13 protein-coding genes are annotated in these 17,408 nt (G+C 64.0%); 3 read left to right on the top strand and 10 right to left on the bottom strand.

Features of this window, described 5'->3' with window-relative positions:
* Positions 1 to 3: 3 nt before the first annotated feature.
* From ELS24_RS01400 to ELS24_RS01365, 8 genes are all read right to left on the bottom strand, one after another.
* On the bottom strand, positions 4 to 1,977 hold the full coding sequence (locus ELS24_RS01400) for a tetratricopeptide repeat protein (protein WP_127183190.1): 1,974 nt from the start codon (positions 1,975 to 1,977) through the stop codon (positions 4 to 6).
* A complete protein-coding gene (locus ELS24_RS01395) occupies positions 1,970 to 3,187 on the bottom strand; it encodes a sugar ABC transporter (RefSeq protein WP_127183189.1) in 1,218 nt (405 codons plus the stop codon). The genes ELS24_RS01400 and ELS24_RS01395 overlap by 8 nt, the downstream gene beginning before the upstream one ends.
* Positions 3,123 to 3,839 (bottom strand): ATPase, encoded by a 717-nt coding sequence (locus tag ELS24_RS01390; protein ID WP_050448122.1) that lies wholly within the window; start codon positions 3,837 to 3,839, stop codon positions 3,123 to 3,125. Before ELS24_RS01390 ends, ELS24_RS01395 begins: the two co-directional genes overlap by 65 nt.
* Positions 3,840 to 3,848: 9 nt before the next feature.
* The gene (locus ELS24_RS01385; protein WP_127183188.1) at positions 3,849 to 5,186 is read right to left on the bottom strand and encodes an ABC transporter permease; all 1,338 of its coding nucleotides are present in this window, start codon (positions 5,184 to 5,186) and stop codon (positions 3,849 to 3,851) included.
* Between the two features lie 7 nt (positions 5,187 to 5,193).
* Positions 5,194 to 6,351, bottom strand: a complete 1,158-nt coding sequence (locus ELS24_RS01380) for a polysaccharide biosynthesis/export family protein (protein WP_050448124.1) — start codon at positions 6,349 to 6,351, stop codon at positions 5,194 to 5,196.
* A 79-nt stretch (positions 6,352 to 6,430) separates the two neighbouring features.
* On the bottom strand, positions 6,431 to 8,506 hold the full coding sequence (locus tag ELS24_RS01375) for a glycosyltransferase (protein WP_127183187.1): 2,076 nt from the start codon (positions 8,504 to 8,506) through the stop codon (positions 6,431 to 6,433).
* A complete protein-coding gene (locus ELS24_RS01370; RefSeq protein ID WP_050448126.1) occupies positions 8,503 to 10,992 on the bottom strand; it encodes a hypothetical protein in 2,490 nt (829 codons plus the stop codon). The genes ELS24_RS01375 and ELS24_RS01370 overlap by 4 nt, the downstream gene beginning before the upstream one ends.
* 39 nt (positions 10,993 to 11,031) lie before the next feature.
* Positions 11,032 to 12,291 (bottom strand): nucleotide sugar dehydrogenase, encoded by a 1,260-nt coding sequence (locus tag ELS24_RS01365; RefSeq protein WP_083447446.1) that lies wholly within the window; start codon positions 12,289 to 12,291, stop codon positions 11,032 to 11,034.
* 644 nt (positions 12,292 to 12,935) lie between these two features.
* Here ELS24_RS01365 and ELS24_RS01360 point away from each other — a divergent pair.
* Both ELS24_RS01360 and ELS24_RS01355 read left to right on the top strand, forming a co-directional pair.
* Positions 12,936 to 13,523, top strand: a complete 588-nt coding sequence (locus tag ELS24_RS01360) for a TetR/AcrR family transcriptional regulator (protein ID WP_127183186.1) — start codon at positions 12,936 to 12,938, stop codon at positions 13,521 to 13,523.
* Positions 13,524 to 13,622: 99 nt separating this feature from the next.
* Positions 13,623 to 14,138: a hypothetical protein gene (locus tag ELS24_RS01355; protein WP_127183185.1), complete on the top strand. Its 516-nt coding sequence runs from the start codon at positions 13,623 to 13,625 to the stop codon at positions 14,136 to 14,138.
* Between the two features lie 612 nt (positions 14,139 to 14,750).
* On the opposite strand, the gene ELS24_RS01345 is transcribed toward ELS24_RS01355, so the two are convergent.
* Both ELS24_RS01345 and ELS24_RS01340 read right to left on the bottom strand, forming a co-directional pair.
* Positions 14,751 to 15,926, bottom strand: coding sequence for a tRNA-dihydrouridine synthase (locus ELS24_RS01345; protein WP_127183184.1), 1,176 nt, complete (start codon positions 15,924 to 15,926; stop codon positions 14,751 to 14,753).
* 1 nt (position 15,927) lies between these two features.
* Positions 15,928 to 16,323 (bottom strand): RidA family protein, encoded by a 396-nt coding sequence (locus ELS24_RS01340; RefSeq protein ID WP_127183183.1) that lies wholly within the window; start codon positions 16,321 to 16,323, stop codon positions 15,928 to 15,930.
* A gap of 159 nt (positions 16,324 to 16,482) precedes the next feature.
* On the opposite strand from ELS24_RS01340, the gene ELS24_RS01335 reads away from it, so the two are divergent.
* The gene (locus tag ELS24_RS01335; protein ID WP_127183182.1) at positions 16,483 to 17,373 is read left to right on the top strand and encodes a LysR substrate-binding domain-containing protein; all 891 of its coding nucleotides are present in this window, start codon (positions 16,483 to 16,485) and stop codon (positions 17,371 to 17,373) included.
* Positions 17,374 to 17,408 lie beyond the last annotated feature (35 nt).

Below are 17,408 nucleotides of genomic sequence, written 5' to 3'. Positions count from 1 at the left end.
TTGTTACTGCGCGGAGCGATCCGCGGGCGTCACGTGGCGCCAGATTCCGCCGCTTGCGCGCAGGTCTTCCGGCGGGCCGGCCAGGTGTTCGCGCAGCCGTTCGAAGTAGGCGGCCTTCCAGCGCTCCGCATACGCATCGGCGTCTTCCCCGGGATTGGCGGCGGGCAGCATTTCCAGCGTGTAGGCCACTTGGCCGTTCTCCCAACGCGGCACGTAGAACACCGACGGCACGCCCAGCCGATGCGCCAGGTGCGACGCAAAGCTGGAATACGTGACCTCCTGCCCTTCGAACGTGGTTCGCGGCGCGGCCGGGTTCGCCGCGCCATCGATGGCCAGGCACAGCACATAGCCCGAGTTCAATGCGCGCATGCAGGCCTTGGCCACCTGCGCCTCGGTCTGGTCAGCGGTGGAAATCAAGGCCGTGGCGTAGCTGCTCTGAGCAACGCTGGGCGCTGTCGCCAACCACCGCGACGGGATGCCCAGCAATTCCAACGCCATCAGCCCGGCATACATGGGGCCGACGTGGGCCGTGGCAACCACCACCCCCCGGCCGGCCGCCAAGAGCGGTGCAAAGAAGCGTTCGCCGGTGTCCAGTTCGCCCAGCACCTGCATGGCCTCTTCGACGCTGTCCTCGCGGCATTCCAGCCAGTCGAACAGCAGGTGGTCCATCATGTGGCCCCAGCGCACCCGGCGCTCCCATTCCACGCGGTCAATATCCTTATCACCGCGCAACGACCAGGCCCAGTCCAGACGCGCCTGCGGAATGGGCGCGGAATCCAGGCGCGCTTCCATCTGGCGCACGGCTTCCTGAAAGGTCGCGGGCAGTTGCTCGCTACGCGCCGCGACATACTTGTCGTACAGCGCTTCGGCCTCTTGCTTGCGGCCCGCCTGTGACAAGGCGCCGATGGCCGCGCGCTGCCACAGCCGCTTCTCGGGCGATTTCTCCAACAGCTTCAGCATCTGCTCGGCGGCTTCGTCGTACTGCAAGGTGTAGCGCAGCGCGCGCGCATACAACGCACGCGTCTGCTCCAGGTCAGGCGCCAGTTCAATGGCTTGCGCAAGCGGCGCCACGGCGTCCTTGTAGCGGCCAGCGCGCAGCAGGGTTTCACCATAAAGCGTCAGCAGCCTGACGTCGGCCGGCGACGCGCGCAAGCCCGCCTCGAAGTGCGTCAGCGCATGCACCTTGCGGTCGTCTTCGGTGCTGCGTCGAAGGTGCGACAGGCCCAGCGACGAGCGCAATGCGGCACTATCGTGGCCCGCGCCCAGCGCCGCATTGCCAAGCTGGATGGCGGCCTCGGCGCGTTCATCGTCCAGCAAGGCGCGCACGGCAACGGTCGCCACGCGCTCGTTCGGCAGCTTGGCCGGATCCAGCATCGCCGCAATGCCCGCCGCGTCGGCCGCGTCGCCATTGCGCGAAAAGGCCAGCATCCAGAAGTGCGCTTCGCCGGGGTCCGCGTGCGCGATGTTTAGCGTGGCCCGGGCGACGTCGGCGGCCTCGGCAACACGGCCGGCCTGCATTCGCAACTGGATCCGCGCGGCATGCATGGCCGCCGATTCCGGCGCCAGCGCGCCGGCCGCGTCGGCTTCGGCGATGGCGCGTTCCCACTGTTCGGTGCGCCCCAGCAGGCTGGCCAGCGTACGGCGTTCATCGGCGCGCAAGGGGTAGGCGGCAATCAGCGCCTCAAGCGCGGCGATGGCAAGCGCAAGCCGTCCTTCCCGCATGTACGGCGAAACCAGCAAGCGGCGCACATCGCGCCAGCCATCGCTTGCGCCCGCCAGCACCGGCGCAAGCTTGGCCATGTCGCGCGCGGGGTCGTCGGCGTCCAGGATTTCCTGGATGACTTCGCGCAGCCGCGTGGTGGCGTCGGCCTGCGCGCGGCGAGCCGCGACAGCAGGATCGGGCGCCGAAGCAACAACGGGATCAACCGTTTTTTGAACTGAATTTTGAACCGGGTTTTCAACCGAATTTTCAACCATGTCGCAGCCCCCTCAACAACGCCATCCCCACACGGGTGATGAACATCAACACGAATCCCAGCGCCAGCGCTTGCAGCAACAAGATGGCGGTACGCGGGCTGCTCGGCCGGTCGGTCGGCACCGGTTGCGCAATGATCGACAGGTACCGCTGCAAGCGCAGCGCGTCCGTCATGGCCTGCTGATACGACTGCTGCGCCAAGGTCAGGTTCGAATCGGCGAAGGCCTGGGTATTTCTCAGCGCCTCGTAGGACTTGAGCTGCTTGGCTTCGGTGTTGCCCTGGCCGCTCAGGCGACGGCGCACCGACTCGATCCGCTTCTTCAAGGCCACCACCTGCATCTGGGCGGGCTTCAGCATGAAATGGTCTTTGTTGCCCAGCGCGCGGATCTTGTCCAGATTGATCTGCGCGCTGCTCAACTCGGTCTCGAGCTGGCTGGACAGGTTCAGCAGCATCGACACCGTGGCCGTCGGGTCGATATTGCCGTGCGTGGTGCGCCACGCCGTCAGCGCCTCGCGAGCGGCAAGCGCCTTTTGCTCGGCCAGCCGGACCGATTCTTCGCTGACCTTGAGCTTGTCGGCCACGCCTTTCTTGTTCATCGAACTGACGAATTCCTCGGCCAGCCCGATCAGCGCGCGGGACAAGGTGGCGGCGTCGTCGGGTGAATACGCGCTGACGCGCAAGACGTCGATCTGCTCAAGCGCATTGAACGACACGTGCACCGCCCGTTGATAGGCACGGTAAAGATCATCATTGCTTGAGTCTTCGGAAAGATGGTTCAGCGGGTCCACGCCCGCATGCACCAGGTATTGGCGCAGGCCGACGCGTTGATCCAGCTGCTGCATGGCGTCGCGCGATTTCAGGAAGTCGGCCACCGCCCAGCCGTCCACAAAGCCGCCCAGCATGCCGCCCATGTTGCCGGTGGTAAGCAGGCTTGCCGGTCCACCGCCACCGCCTTGCTGGCCGGAACCCGCCTGCACGAAGAAGCGCGATTCCGCTTCGTAGCGCGGCGTGGCGATGATCAGCGCGTACACCAGGGCAATCGCCACCGGCGCGATGACAATCAACGCGTTGATCCAGCGGTGACGGCGGCGCTGGCGTATCGACGCCTGCCGTTCCAGACGGCGGCGTTCGATCTCGGACCCGCCCTCAGATGCCAAGCTGGCTGTCTTCGAAGCCTCCGAAGACGTCGTCGCCTGCGCTGCCGGATTCATTCCTTGATCGTCTTGGGGGGAACCGGCTGATGCATTGGTCGAGGTCGTCTTCGATCCGGAGGTCGCTTCGTTCATAAATCAAGCCTTTCAGGCAATAGTCCGCCAACTGATTCTGGCGATAACTGGAAAAAATCAATGTCCGGCCAATCAGCCGCTCTTCGAACAGCGCCAGCCAGAGACGGGTGAAACGGCAGGGTTCGAAAGGGATGGACCCTTCGATCACATACACGTCGAACGCCGGCGCCAACGCCAGTGCGAACGAAAATTCCTGCCGTGCGTAGAGCGGCCAATGCTCCATGGGCTTGGCCAGGGTCTTGGGGTCGCTGACCAGGTCGGCCACCAGTTCGTAGGTGGCATCCGCGTCGATCTCGTACATCTCGCTGACGAAGTCGATCATGCTCAGGCCGTTTGCCTTGCCGCGAATGAAGCCTTGCCGGCCGATGGCCCACGACACGTTGCCGTCGTGCTTCACGAAGCCCTGGCGCGGCGGGCGCAGGTTGCACAGCACGTCGATAATCTGGCGATGCATTTCCGGCGCGGGCGACAGCAAGGCATAGCGCCCCACCGGAATGTCCAGGGTGACGTTGGCCAGCAGCGCCTGCCTGGCGCCAAAGGCAAAGGGCTCGTCGGTGACGCCGTTCAGATGAATCATCGTCGTGCCTCACATTGGCTGGATATTGGGGCGGGCCAGACGCTCGGCCGCCAAGGCGACCACCATCAGGAACACCAAGGACGTCAGGAAGTAGCCCACGCTGGCGTCGGTCGATTCGTAGGCTTCGAAATAGGCGGAGCGCAACAGCTGCATGCCATGCGCGAACGGCGACCACAGGATCCACGGGCGCAGATGCTCGGGCAGCTGTTCCGACACGAAGAACACGCCTGAGAAAATCTGCAAGAAGCGTTCGATCACGGGCGCCAGCCGCAGGAAGAAATGCCAGTAGGTGGCAATCGACCCGAACAGCAAACCCATGGCCGAGCCGCAACACCCCATCAGCACCACATACAGCACAAACCCGCCCCAGCTGATCGGCAGCGTGATGAACCCCAGCGCGTGGCCGGCGCTGATCAATATCGCGAACACCACCAGGTATACCGACAGGTAGATAAGCGACTGCACCAGCGCGCACATCAGCGGCGTCACCCCCTGAAAATTCAAGATGCCGCGCGCCGAGATATAGGCCGCGCTGCTTCTGAAAATGATCTGCCGGAACATGATCCAGGTGGTCGCGCCCAAGAGCGAAAACGTCTGCACATCCATGCCCAGGATGTAGTGCGTGCCCATCAGGATGTACAGCGACGAAATCAGCGTCAGCAGCACCACGGGGCCCACCAGGGCCCACAGCAGCGCGATGCGGCTTTCGCCGTGGATCACGCGCAACTGAAACACGAACAGCGCCAGCAGGGTGCGCCCCACGGGACGGTGTTCGGCCATGCGCGGGTGATACCCGTCATGCAGCGTCCGCAGGTGTTGCCGCAGGATCGCCAGATCAGCGGCCTCGTCACGCGGCAGCTCGACTTCCAGCGCGATGTCGTTGCGCGAGGCATGGCGGCGCGCATCCCGCGCCTCGTCCTGTTTGCGCCGCTCCACGCGCCGCGCATGCGCATCGGCCAGGCGTTGGTCTTCCGCCACCAGCTTGGCCGGCATGTAGCCCGGCGCGAACACCTCGACGCCCGCGCGGATGTCCTGCTCAAGCAGACGCACGATGATGCGCAGCCTGCGCCGCGAAAAATCAGCGACGGTCTCATCGACTTTGCCGCGCGCGATCTCCGCGTCCAGTTCCGCCTGCACAGCCTCGTACACCGCCCGGCGGGCGGCCACGGAATCGTGCGGCTCGCCCTGCAGGCGCGCCAGCAAAGGCTTGAACAAGACGGCAGGCGGCGCCTTGGCTTCAAACAGCACGGCCGGGTCCAGCCGCCACGCGGCGACCCCGGACCCTACCTCGTAACGACTGTCCTTGCGGCGCGAACGCCAACCCTTGATCCGGTCCTCGTTGCTCATCGACACGCTATTGAGACACGCCGGTAGAGCTGCCGCCCGAATCGCTGTCGATCGCCCGCGTGGCGCTGAAGCCGGCGCTCATGGTGACGCGGAATGCCGACAAGACCTTCTGAACCTGGGTAAACGGCGCATCCGAAATGTAGATGGCCTGGCCTTCGTGCACGGTGAACTCACGCGCCAGCGCCACCTGTTCCGGACGGGTCAGGTCAAACTGATAAACCACGGGCAGCATGTCCGGCTTGCCTTCCACACCCGCCTTCGCGGGCGTGAACAGGAACACCGAACGCGGATCGGCCAGCTTGTCGTCCAGGCCGCGCGAATCGGCCAGCGCGTCCAGCACGCTGTAGTTGCGCTTGCTGATGGCCACGCGCCCTTGCGTGCCGGCCGCGCCCAGCACCGTCAGGTACTCGCGCGAATCGTAGGCGGTGATGACATCACCCGGCCGCAACAGAATGTCGTTGTTCTGGTTGCGGTAGATGTCCGACAGCCGCACGGACGCCACCTGGTTGTTGCGGCGCAGGCTGATGACCAGTTGCTCGGGATTCGTCTGCACGGGCGCGGCTTGCGCCAGCGCGCTGCTCAGCCGTTGCGAGGTCTGCGTGATGGGATACATGCCGGGCTTGGTCAGGTTGCCCTGCACGGTCACCATCTGGCCACGCTCGGCGGCGGCGCGCGTCACGCTGACGTCGGCGCCCACCACCAGTTTGGCCAGGCGCTTCACGATGGCGTCGTGCAACTGGGCCAGCGTCAGACCGCCGGCCTGGAATTTTCCGATGATGGGGAAATAGACGTTGCCCGCCCGGTCGATCTGCTGGTTGCCCAGGTCGCTGACGCCGGACGGATCCGCGGCGAACACGCCCAGGCCACCGCGCTCCCACACTTTTACGTTGATGCCGTCGCCCGGCACCAGGCGGTCGAACCCCGCCTCGGTCAGGTCACGGTAGCGGACCGGAAAGTCCGCCACGTCAGGCACCCTGCTTGCCTGCACAAGCTCGCGCGAGGCCGGCATCACGATGACATCCTTGTCGTCGTGTGCCCCCGTCATCTCGCTCAACATGGGACCGGAACGCGGCAGTTGGCAGCCCGTCAGTGACAGTGCGGCAAGCACCATCAGGGTGATTGCCGCGTTGCGCCGCAGGCTCGGAGCCGGGACGTTCATTTGCATAAAAACCTTAACCTTTAAGACCTCGGAAGAATGAGCGGCTGATCAGCGCAAGCGCTGATCAGCCACCCATGGCTGCCTATCAGGCCAGCATCCGTTGCATCGGCACGAAGTCGATGCGTTCATCGTTCTCGGAGACGGGCATGACGGGTACGCACAGACTCAGGAACATGGACAACATTGCGTCCAGCGAAAACAGGTTCTGCGCCCGCTGCCGGCTTTGCGTCTTCAATTCCTGGTTGGTGCGCGCCAGGTCGACCATCGACTCCACCTTGTCGCAGGCCTCGTGCATGTCCGGGTGTTCGACATCCGAAAGCAGATGCCCCGTCTCGTTCTCGACAAAGCACTCGCCCGCGCCGCCGGCCGGTGTGGAGATCACCGGCACGCCCAGAAGCTGCGCCTCGATCAGCACGTTGGGCAAGCCCTCGTAGCGCGACAGCAGCACGCTGGCATCCATCTGCGAATACCAGTAGCCAACGTGGTTCGACAGCCCGACCAGCAGCAGCCGGTCTTGCACGCGCAGCTCTTCGGCCAGCGCCACGATGTTGTCGTGCAGGCGTCCGTCGCCCACGATGACAAAGCGCGCCTGCGGTCGTCGCTTCAGATAAAGCGCGGCAAGCTTGATCCACAATTGCGGGCGCTTGTCGGGTTCCAGGCGGAACACGCCGCCGATGGTTTCGGTCGCGTCAGGGGTGCTTTCCTTGAAGGCCTCCCACTTGGCTTCGTCCGCGGGCGAGGCATTGACCGCCAGGTCCGGCACGCCGTTGTACAAGACGTGAAAGCGCACGATGGGGATGCCGAGCCAGTCCGCATAGGCTTCGGCGGCCGTGCGGCTGTTGCTGACGAAATACACTCCAGGCACTTGCGCCAGCGCCTGGAACAGCTCGGGGTATTCCTCGCGGAATCTATCCTTGCGGATGTTGGGCGGCAACCCACGAAACACCAGATGGATGGTCGGCGCGCCCGCAAGCAATGCGGCCAATGCGCCGAACAGGCAGGTGCCGTCCTGCCACAGGCTGACCACGTCGAACGGGTTGGCGCGCAAGACCGGCGCCAGCCGCGTGACGCCATAGTGCACGGGCGGCGGCAACTGTTCCAGCAGACGGCCCAGACGACCGTCGGGCACGGCTTGATGCGCGACCGACACGGCGGGCAGGCGGTTGATTTCGGTGACCGGAATCTGCGCCTTGACCAGCACGGGCAAAAAGAAATCCAGCCCCTGCTTCTTGGAGGAACCGGTCGGCTCGGTGTGCTGCTTGACCATCACCTCCACCTTCTCCGGCCGCATCGGCACGGGCGCCGTGCCATTGCCCGGCAAAATCTGATCCGGCAATTCGGCCATGCGCGTCAATTCGCCAGCCAAGCGCGTCAGTTGCCGTTCGGCGCCGCCCGGCCCCAGGCTGCCGGTCACCAGCGCCACCGATATCGGCTTTTCGGGCGGCTGCTCGGCAATCTGCCGATTGCGAAAATGCAGGATCGCGTGCTTCATCGACACGATCCTGATGTCCTTGCCCGCCAAGGCCGCTTCAGGTTCCAGGCCGCGATAGAAGGCGTAGTCGCGGGCCAGGCCCTCGGCCAATTCCGCCGCCTTGCTGCCCGGCGCCAGATGGCTCGCCACGGGCCGGATCGCCTCATAGGCTTCAAGCAGCAAGCCGCGTTTGCGCAAACGCTTGGCGAATTCAACGCGGATATTGCGATCCGTATGTTGCAGGATCAAGCGCCGAAACAAGGCATCCGACTGCGCATGCGCGCGGATGTCGCTCAACAACTTGGCCCGGGCGAACAAGCGCGAAGGGTTCTCCGACGACTCGGGCAGGTGGCGGTCGACCAAGGCCATGGCCTCGTCGACATGCCGTTCTTTCACGAGGCGAGTCGCGCAATAGCGAACGATCTGAAGATCGTCCGGCCATTCTTTCAACAGCGTGGCCCACTGCTCGGCCATGCCTTCATTCAAGCCCGCCTGCTCCTTCAGGCGTAGGAGCAGGAAGCGCACTTTGGAGTCTTCCAGGTGGTCGCGCGCCAAGGCCTCGGCGCGCGGCAGGTTTTCCTGGGCGACCTGAACCCGCACCGACGCCGCAACGATCTCCTCCAACTGGGCATGCACCCATTGCAGGTCGGACATTACGCCAGTCCGCTCGGCTGTCAGCGGCGGGTTCATGCGGCCTTCCTGCGGTTGGCCTTTTCAATCCATACCAGGCAGCGGTCGATGTAATGATCGAACTGCGCCGGCTTGTCGGACTGCTCCTTCAGGCGCCGCCAGTAAGGCAGGGCGTGCTCGAAGCGATGCAGGCGCATGGCGCCCACGGCAGCCAGACGCAGGCCGATCACATCGTTGGGCACCAGTTGCAGGATGCGTTCGCCCAGCGCCAGGCGCTCGGTGGTGCTGGCCGGGTCCAGCGCGCGCGCTTCGGCGTACAAGACCGCGATGATGCGACGCTTTTCGTGTTCGACCTCGGTCATGTCCGGCCACGACTGCGCCACGCGCTCCAGCAGGTTCCAGGCGCCGCGATGGTCGCCGGCGGCCAGGATTTCGCGGGCGGCGCGAATGGCGCGCGGACCCAGGCGGCCAAGCTGGCGTTCGGCTTCGTCCTTGGCGCTTTGGTCGGCCGATGCATGCGCCAGCACCATCTTGTAGGCGTCGATCGCTTCGCCGAACCAGCCGCCATTGAAGGCCACGCGCGCAAAGTACAGCTGCGTGCTGAGCGGGGCGGCCTCTTCCGCCGCGGCCTGCTCAAGGTGGCGCATGGCGGTTTGCTTGTCGCCCAGGGCGTCGGCCGCGCGGCCGCGCATCGTGTCGAGCTCGGGGAAGTCAACCTGGCTATCCAGGGCGATGTCCGTCAGGTCGATCACTTCCTTGTGGTTGCCCGCCAAGAGCGCGGCGCGCACGCCCAGGCGCATGGCGCGTTCGAAGGCGCGTTGCGAGCGCAGGGCGGTCAAGGCGTCGGGGTTGAGCAGGCGGTGCGCGCAGATGCGTTCGGCCGCATCGCGCAAGCGCCCTTCTTCCAGGGCGCGGGTGCCTTCTTCGGCCCACGCCGACGACTGCGATTGCAGCCAGGCGCGAATGTCTTCCTGCTCGCTCTGGGCCAGTTGGCAAGACACTGCCAACGCGGCGGCGGCCAGAATGAAGCCGCGCCAGGAAGCCTCTTTGACCAGTTCCAGCGCCACCACGTCTTCCAACGCCGCTGACTCGGACGCCAGCACGCGCAGCGCCGCGCGGTCACCATTCAACAGCCTGTCACGCCACAGCACCGCAAAGCCTCGGCCATGCGACGGAATGACCGCGCGCACTTCCTGAACCCAGCGAAGCACGGCTTCCATGTCGCCGCTGGTCTGCAGCAGTGACAGCACCGTGTCGGCCGCTTCCAGCGCGCTGGCCTCGTCCGGCGAGGAAATGCGGAACAACTGCTTCCAGTTGCCCAGCGCTTCGTCCACATAGCCCAACTGCCCCGCCGACACCGCTGCGATACGCACGATTTCCGGGGTCTCGATTTCGTCGCCCAGCAGGCCGGCCGCCAGCGAGTACGCCACGTCGTGGTGACCCAGCTTGAAGTGGTTGCGCATCAGCACCTGCTCGGCCTTGCTGCCGGTGGCCAACGCACCGTCTGCGCCGTCCGCGCTGCCCAGCAGCGCCAGCGAGCCTTCGTAGTCGCCCAGCTCTTCTTGAATGCGGGCGAACAGCAGCGTGTGCTCGGGCAGGCCGGGATGGCGGCGCAGCACGTCGCGCACACGGCGCGATGCCTCGCGCAGGTCGCCCGATTCCCAGATCTTTTCAATGCGCTCGGCGCTTTCGTCCGCGCCAAGCTTGGGCACAACGGGCTGCGTCGTGGCGGTGCTCATGCGCGGACGCATGTAGTTCTTGAACCACTCGGCGTACAGCCGCTCGGCGAACGTCTGCGTGTAGTGCGTCAAGTCCAGCCCGCCGTCTTCCATGGCATCGGCCTGGCCGATCTTGTTCATCAGCGGCGTCGGGTCATAGCAAGGCACACCGATGCGCTGCGCGCCGGCGGCTACCGCTGCAATCAATTGCGCGCGCTGTTCAATCGGCAGGTTGTCCGGCGTCAAGGCGTTCACGTGCGTGACGAACACCACTTTGTCGTGGCCCAGCAGGTCCACCAACTGACGCATCTCGCCGTCGATCTCTTCGTCCGTCTGGTCGCGCTTGACGATGCGGGCCAGCAGCTCGCGGTCGTCCTGGGAAAGCCCCTTGAAGACCGGATCCTGGTCCAACAGCGCGCGGCGTTCAGCCAGGCGGTCGGCGTGAGCCAGGGACCAGAACATCCGGGTGCGCGTGCGGTCGGCGAAGAATTCGCTGAAGTAGCGGACCAGGTAGTTGGACTGGATGGGGTGGCCATCAATGGTCAGCAGCTTGCGCGAAGACAGCTCAACCATGTACAGGTCGGCTGGCTTGTGCGTGCCACGGCGAGCCTGCTCGCCGTTGGACGGTCGGAAGATCAGGCGTTGCACGTCGGCCGGAATATCGGTCTGGCCGAACATGAAGCGCGCTTGCTGCAGCGCCTCGGCGCTGGTGTGCACGAAGCCGTAGTTGCGACCAAGCTGCAGCTTGATGGGGTAGCGGCCCACGGCATCGCGCAGCGGGGTGTGGATGCGGCAGGTGCCGATCGGAGCGATGGTAAATGCAGTCATTCAGGGTCTCTCCTGCAGTGATGGACGGCGAACCTGAACTTAAAGAGTCCAGTACAAGAGGTCGGAGGCGAGCCGCTTGCTATCAAGCACGGACTTCAAGTCGCACACCATGCCTCCGGCCTTGACCAGGCTGGGCAAGTCTTCCCAGATGGTCTCCATGGTTTCGCGGTGCGGAACCGCAAGAATCAGCACGTCCATGTCGCGGAATTCGTCGCGCTTGACGAGCTTGATGCCGTATTCGTGCTCCATCTGGTCAGGATCGACCATCGGGTCGCACGCCACCGGGGTAATGCCGTAGTCACCAAGCGCCTTGTACAGATCGACGACCTTGGAGTTGCGGATGTCGGGCACGTTTTCCTTGAAGGTCATGCCCAGGATGCCGACGCGGATCGACGCATTCAGGCGGCCATTGCGGGCCAGGGTCTGGACCACGCGCGACGCCACATGAGTGGCCATGCCGTCATTGATGCGACGGCCCGACAGAATCACTTCGGGGTGATAGCCCAGTTCCTGCGCTTTGGACGTCAGGTAGTACGGGTCGACACCAATGCAGTGGCCGCCCACCAGGCCCGGCGAGAACTTCAGGAAGTTCCACTTGGTGCCCGCGGCGTTCAAGACTTCCGACGTGCGGATGCCGACCAGGTCGCAGATCTTCGACATCTCGTTCATCAACGCGATGTTGATGTCGCGCTGGGTGTTCTCCAGCACCTTGGCGGCCTCGGCCACCTTGATGGACGAGGCGCGGTGCACGCCCGCATCAATGATTTTTTCGTAGACGCCCGCAATGATTTCCAGCGACGCTTCGTCCTGGCCGGACACGATCTTGACGATCTTTTCCAGCGGGTGCTCACGGTCGCCCGGGTTGATGCGTTCGGGGCTGTAGCCCAGCTTGAAGTCGACACCGCAGCGCAAGCCCGACACCTTTTCAAGCTCGGGTCCGCAGATTTCCTCGGTGGCGCCGGGGTGCACGGTGGATTCAAAGACAACGATGCAACCCGGACGCAGCACGGGGCCGATGGACCGGCACGCCCGCACCAGCAGGGAAAAGTCGGGGTTGTTTTTTTCGTCCACCGGAGTCGGGACGGCCACCACGAAGAAGTCGCAACCTTCCAGTTCGGAGATCTGGTCGGTGAAGGTCATGGGGGACGCCAGCAATGCGTCACGTTCGATCTCGCCAGTCCAGTCATGTCCCTCTTTCAGTGTCGCGATTCGCCGCTTATCCACATCAAAGCCGATGACATCAAAGCGCTTGGAAAATGCGACTGCCACGGGCAGGCCGACATAACCAAGGCCACACACTGCGATTCTCTTTACCACGGGGGCCTCACTGTTTTCGTCGTGTCTGGGACACTAGAAATCGACGCCCAAAAGACAAAAAATCGACGCGAAATCGATTTACTTTTGCCTCGCTTGGGCGGACTTATTGCTAGGGGGAGTGTTACAACCCGATACCCAAATACAGCTGCTGGGCGGCGAGCAGACGAATCGTAGAGGCCATGAACAGCAATTTTCTTTCTAAAGATTTATTTTGCTGTGCAAATAAGTCTGGAACTCCGCAATAAACCCCGGAGATTCCCTCAAATAATTACATTCATTACACAAACTGCAACATAGCGATGTCGCAGAGTTGTTAGCGAATATTGAAATTCGTGTTTTTTATTGTTAATTCACGAAATTGAAAACCGATAACACAGCGCCATAATATCGACTCAGGCAACGGTTATTAATTAATAACTGAAAAAAATATTATCAGTTTCCAATTCAGGTAACCGAGCCGTGCTAGCCATGCGCCCCTCGGGCACGCAAGCATTCCGGTTGCGGCGTCGCTTGACAACGTAACCGACCAACTAGTAGATTGGCTGCCATGCGTAGCCAACCACCGGCGCTGCGCCATTGCGCACACCGGCGCTTCGTTTTTTTTCAGCAGACCAGAGTTGTTACCCATGAGCTTGGAGCTTTCCCCCCGCGCCCTTGAAATCGTTGAGCAGACCCGACTGCTGCTGGCTGTCGGCGGCTATCACGGGTTCAGCTACGCCGATGTGTCCGAACGAGTGCATATCGGCAAGCCCAGCATCCATCATCATTTCCCCACCAAGGCGGACCTGGTGCTGACCGTGGTGTCGCATCACCGCGCGCAAGCCCGGCAGGGCCTGGCGGCGCTGGACCAACATGTGCCCGACCCGCGTGCGCGCTTGACCGCCTATGCCGACTACTGGGCCACCTGCATCCGCGAGGGCACGATGCCCATGTGCATCTGCGCGATGCTGGCCGCCGAAATGCCGATGATTCCGCAGCCCATCGCAGACGAGGTGCGCGCCTATTTCGGCGAACTCACGGCGTGGATCAAGGCGGTGCTGGAAAGCGGTGTGTCGCAGGGGCAGTTCCAGTTGCGCGACAGCGCCGAGGCGGACGCGCAAGCGTTCATGTCGACCCTGCACGGCGCGATGCTGACCGCGCGCGCGTTGGAAGACCCCAAGGTATTCGCCACGATTTCAAGCGCGGCCATCAAGCAACTGGCCGTCTCGGCCTGATCACCGCAGAACGCGCACCCGCAAGTCACAAACGGGTGCGCTTTTTTTAACTTCAATACCAACCAACTAGTCGGTTGATTTTCTTTCGGAGACATCCCCATGCCACATCCTATTTCCACCCTGGGGGCCGCACACACCCTCATCAGCCTGGTGCCTCTTGCGGCTGGCGCGTACAGCTTTGTGCGCTATCGCGGCATCGACAGCGCAACGCGCGCCGGCAAGATCTACCTGGGCGGCTTGCTGGTGGCGGTGCTGACGTCGTTCGGGCTGTCCAGTTCCGGCGGATTCAATGTCGGGCACGCGCTGGGTATCCTGGCGCTGCTGTCGGTGGCAGGCGCATTGCTCGTGCCGCGACTGCCGCTGTTGTCGCGCGCGCATCCTTATCTGTCTCAGCTTGGGTTTTCTTTCAGCTTTTTCCTGATGTGCGTGCCGGGCATCGCGGAAACGCTGACGCGGCTGCCCGTTAGCCATCCACTTGCTGACGGCCCGCAAGCCCCCTTGGTGCGCGGCGCGCTTGCCACATGGTTCGCGGTGTTTCTGGTGGGCTCGGCCGTGCAACTGATTTGGCTACGCCTGCAACGACGCGCCCAGAAAGCAAGCGGCGGGAAACGGTAGCCGCTCGCCATGCTGAGCCGCCATGCCGCAACGGTATGCCATCGCGCCATGCGCCGTAAATCGCCACGGCCACGCAAGGAGTTGTCATGAGTTCCAGAGCCGTCGACCCGATTGGGCACACCCGTATCGACACGATCCCGGACCCTTACCGCGCCCAACACGCGGCACGCCCGCAGGCGCAGCAGTTTGCGCGCATCCACGCAGCGCGGCAGGCTGTGCCGGCAGCAGCCGCGACGCCCAGCCGGCAAGCAAACAAGACGGGAAGCGATGAGGCGGGCGCGTCCTTGAACCCGCTGCGCGATGCGTACACCGCCCACTGTTTGAAACTGGCCATCCAGGCGTTTCACGATCAGCAGGCCAGGCTGGACGCGCATGCCATCGCCGTCAACCGGGCCCTGCGCGACGAACAGACCGCCTTGCAGGTGCGCGCCGAAGCGGCCAATGACCTGGGCACCATCCAGGGCCTGTTGCCGCAGTTGCCGTATCGCTTCGTGGTCGGCGTGCCGCCAATGCTGCCGCTGCCCTTGAGCGCGGCAGCGCAGCCCACGTCCGCCACGGTTGCCCCGGTGAACCAGGCGGAGAAGCTGCGCAGTGGCACCGAAGACAAGGCGTCTAACCCGCCGCCGCGTCCGCAACAGAAGGCTGGCGCTGAGCCCGATGCCGAATCGCGTTGGCCAGGTCAGCAATTGGCGCAAGAAGACCACGATCAAAGGTCTCGCGCGCCGCACCCGCGCGCAGCCTAGCGGGCCAATCGGCATGCGTCAGCGCCCCCCGGCCCAGCGACACGAAGTCCGCCTCTTGCCGGGCAAGCATGCCTTCGGCCTGCGTGGCGTCATGCAAGGAACCGTTGGCCAGCACCGGCACGGAAACGTGCTGGCGCGCCAGCGCCGCAAGGCTTGCACCATGCTCACCGAAAGCAGGCCGCCAGGCTTCGAATTCCGTCGTGTGCAGGTAATCGATGGGCTGCGCCCCCAGCGTGCGGAAGATGTGCGCCGCATCGGCCTCGCCGCCTTCCCACTTGTGCGTGAAGTCGTTGACCTTGCCTTGTGAGCAGCGCACTCCCACCACGAATGGCGCAGACGTGGCCTGCCGAACCGCCTGAATGACGTCCACTGTCAGGCGCAGCCGCTTGTCCAGGCTGCCGCCGTAACCGTCATTGCGCACGTTGGTATGGGCCGTCAGAAACTGGTCCAGCAGATAGCCATTGGCGCCGTGGATTTCCACACCATCAAACCCGGCCTCTTGCGCCCGGCGCGCGGCTTGCGCAAACCCGTCGATCGCCTCGGCGATGTCATCGGCCGACATCGCTTCGGGCATGCGGTACGGCCCTTCGCCACGATAGAAAGCCATCTGCTGCCCCTTCGGCAGCACCGCCGAAGGCCCCTTTGCCGTATCGCGATAGGGGTTGCCCTGCGACAGCGCGCCCGCCTGCATCAACTGCGCCACGATGCGGCCGCCTTGGCCGTGCACGCGGTCCACCACGGCGCGCCACGCATCGCGCTGCGCGTCGTCGGCCAGCCCCGGCTGAAAGAGATAGCCCTGCGCGTAAGCCTTGTCCGTATAGATGCCCTCGGTAATCACCAGGCCAAAGCCGCCAGCCGCGAAGGCCTCGTAGTAATCGGCCACCAACGCCGTGGCGTGGCCACCCGCCGTGGCGCTGACGCGGGTCATGGGCGCAACGACAAGACGGTTGGGCAGGCTTAGCGCTGTGCCTACCCGCAGCGGCGTGAACAGCCCCGCGTGCGCGGTCGGCGTGTGGCTCGCGGGACGATCGACAGGCGTGTTCATGTCAGTCGCCCTCTTGGTGGCGCACGGCCGCGATGGCTTCGATTTCGATCATGGCGGCGGGGTCGTACAAGGCCTTGATCTCGGCGATGGTGTCGGCCGGATAGGGTGCCGAGAAGAAGCGGCGGCGCAGGGCCACGACGTCCTTGAAGTGCCCCATGTCGGTCACGAAGATGGTGACCTTGATGACGTCGTCCAGGCTGGAGCCGCCCGCTTCCAGCGCGCGGCGCAGGTTGGAGAAAGCCTGCTCGCCTTGCGCCATGAAGCCGCCTTCCACAATCTTGCCGTCATCCGCGGCGCCCGCTTGTCCCGAGATGAAAAGCAGATTGCCAAACTGGATGCCCTGCGACAGCAGGAAGGGCGCGTAGTTGTCGGGTTGGGTCGTGACACGTTTCAGCATGATGAATATTTCCTCATTTGTAGATGGTTGGAAGATCAGCCGTAGATGACTGATCCATGCCTCTACTGTAGGAATGCGCCGCTGCGCTGACAAAGGTTCATTTGTCAGCTATAAGACGAGATAAATTCATCTATACGCCACCCCAGCCCTCATTCCGCCATGCACCGCCGCACCCTTCCGCTATCTGCACTGCGCGCCTTCGAAGCCGCCGCCCGCCTGGGCAGCTTCAAGGCCGCCGCCACCGAACTGGCGGTAACGCCAACCGCCGTCAGCCATCAGATTCGCGCTCTGGAAGCGCAGACCGGTCTGGCGCTGTTCGACCGCCAAGTGCGCAAGGTGGCGCTGACCGAAGCGGGCGCGCAGTTGTTCCCGGTGCTGCGTGACGGCTTCGATGCCTTCGAGGCGACGCTCGCCCGATTGACCCAACAGCGCACGCGGATTCAAGTCAGCATCTCGGCCACCAATGCGTTCACCGTGAAATGGCTGGTGCCGCGCATGAGCGATTTCCGCAGCCAGCATCCCGGCATTGACCTGCAGTTGCAAGCCAGCGACGAGCTTGCCGACCTGCGATCCACGGCGGTCGACATCGCCATTCGCTACGGTCGTGGGCCCTATCCCGGCTTGGTCACGCAACCCTTGTTCACCGACCGCTTCGCCCCCGTGGCGAACCCGCGTCTCGGCGCCACATCGCCGGCGGATCTGGCGCGCGTGCCCCTGATCCGTTTCGACTGGAAGCAGGCCCATCCCGAAAACCCCACCTGGGAACGCTGGTTCGCCGTCGCGCAATTGCCGCTGCCGCAACAAGCAAGCCAGTTGCGCTTTTCAGATGAGGGGCATGCGATACAAGCGGCCGTGGCCGGGCACGGGATTGCGCTGGTCAGCCTGGCGTTGATTGCCGACGAGTTGGCAGCCGGCCATTTGGTGCAGCCCTTCGGGCCCGAGATTGATGGGCACACTTATCACCTGGCGATGTATGCCGACCGGCCGAGTTCGGCGCCGGTTCAGACGGTGGCGGCGTGGTTGCGTGCGCAGGCGGCTGCAAACAGCTAAGCACATGATTTCATTGCGTTTTGGATGGTTTTGAA

Source organism: Achromobacter spanius, assembly GCF_003994415.1.
In the GTDB taxonomy this organism is placed as follows: domain Bacteria; phylum Pseudomonadota; class Gammaproteobacteria; order Burkholderiales; family Burkholderiaceae_B; genus Achromobacter; species Achromobacter spanius_C.
Note: the sequence above shows the minus strand (reverse complement) of the source record. Positions and strands in the feature narration are given on the sequence as shown.

Excerpts from the sequence above, each read along its gene's own strand:
- ELS24_RS01400 (WP_127183190.1), bottom strand. The coding sequence starts at position 1,977 with ATGGTTGAAAATTCGGTTGAAAACCCGGTTCAAAATTCAGTTCAAAAA.
- ELS24_RS01340 (WP_127183183.1), bottom strand. The coding sequence starts at position 16,323 with ATGCTGAAACGTGTCACGACCCAACCCGACAACTACGCGCCCTTCCTG.
- ELS24_RS01375 (WP_127183187.1), bottom strand. The coding sequence starts at position 8,506 with ATGAACCCGCCGCTGACAGCCGAGCGGACTGGCGTAATGTCCGACCTG.
- ELS24_RS01335 (WP_127183182.1), top strand. The coding sequence starts at position 16,483 with ATGCACCGCCGCACCCTTCCGCTATCTGCACTGCGCGCCTTCGAAGCC.
- ELS24_RS01385 (WP_127183188.1), bottom strand. The coding sequence starts at position 5,186 with ATGAGCAACGAGGACCGGATCAAGGGTTGGCGTTCGCGCCGCAAGGAC.
- ELS24_RS01395 (WP_127183189.1), bottom strand. The coding sequence starts at position 3,187 with ATGAATCCGGCAGCGCAGGCGACGACGTCTTCGGAGGCTTCGAAGACA.
- ELS24_RS01345 (WP_127183184.1), bottom strand. The coding sequence starts at position 15,926 with ATGAACACGCCTGTCGATCGTCCCGCGAGCCACACGCCGACCGCGCAC.
- ELS24_RS01380 (WP_050448124.1), bottom strand. The coding sequence starts at position 6,351 with ATGCAAATGAACGTCCCGGCTCCGAGCCTGCGGCGCAACGCGGCAATC.
- ELS24_RS01360 (WP_127183186.1), top strand. The coding sequence starts at position 12,936 with ATGAGCTTGGAGCTTTCCCCCCGCGCCCTTGAAATCGTTGAGCAGACC.
- ELS24_RS01355 (WP_127183185.1), top strand. The coding sequence starts at position 13,623 with ATGCCACATCCTATTTCCACCCTGGGGGCCGCACACACCCTCATCAGC.
- ELS24_RS01370 (WP_050448126.1), bottom strand. The coding sequence starts at position 10,992 with ATGACTGCATTTACCATCGCTCCGATCGGCACCTGCCGCATCCACACC.
- ELS24_RS01390 (WP_050448122.1), bottom strand. The coding sequence starts at position 3,839 with ATGATTCATCTGAACGGCGTCACCGACGAGCCCTTTGCCTTTGGCGCC.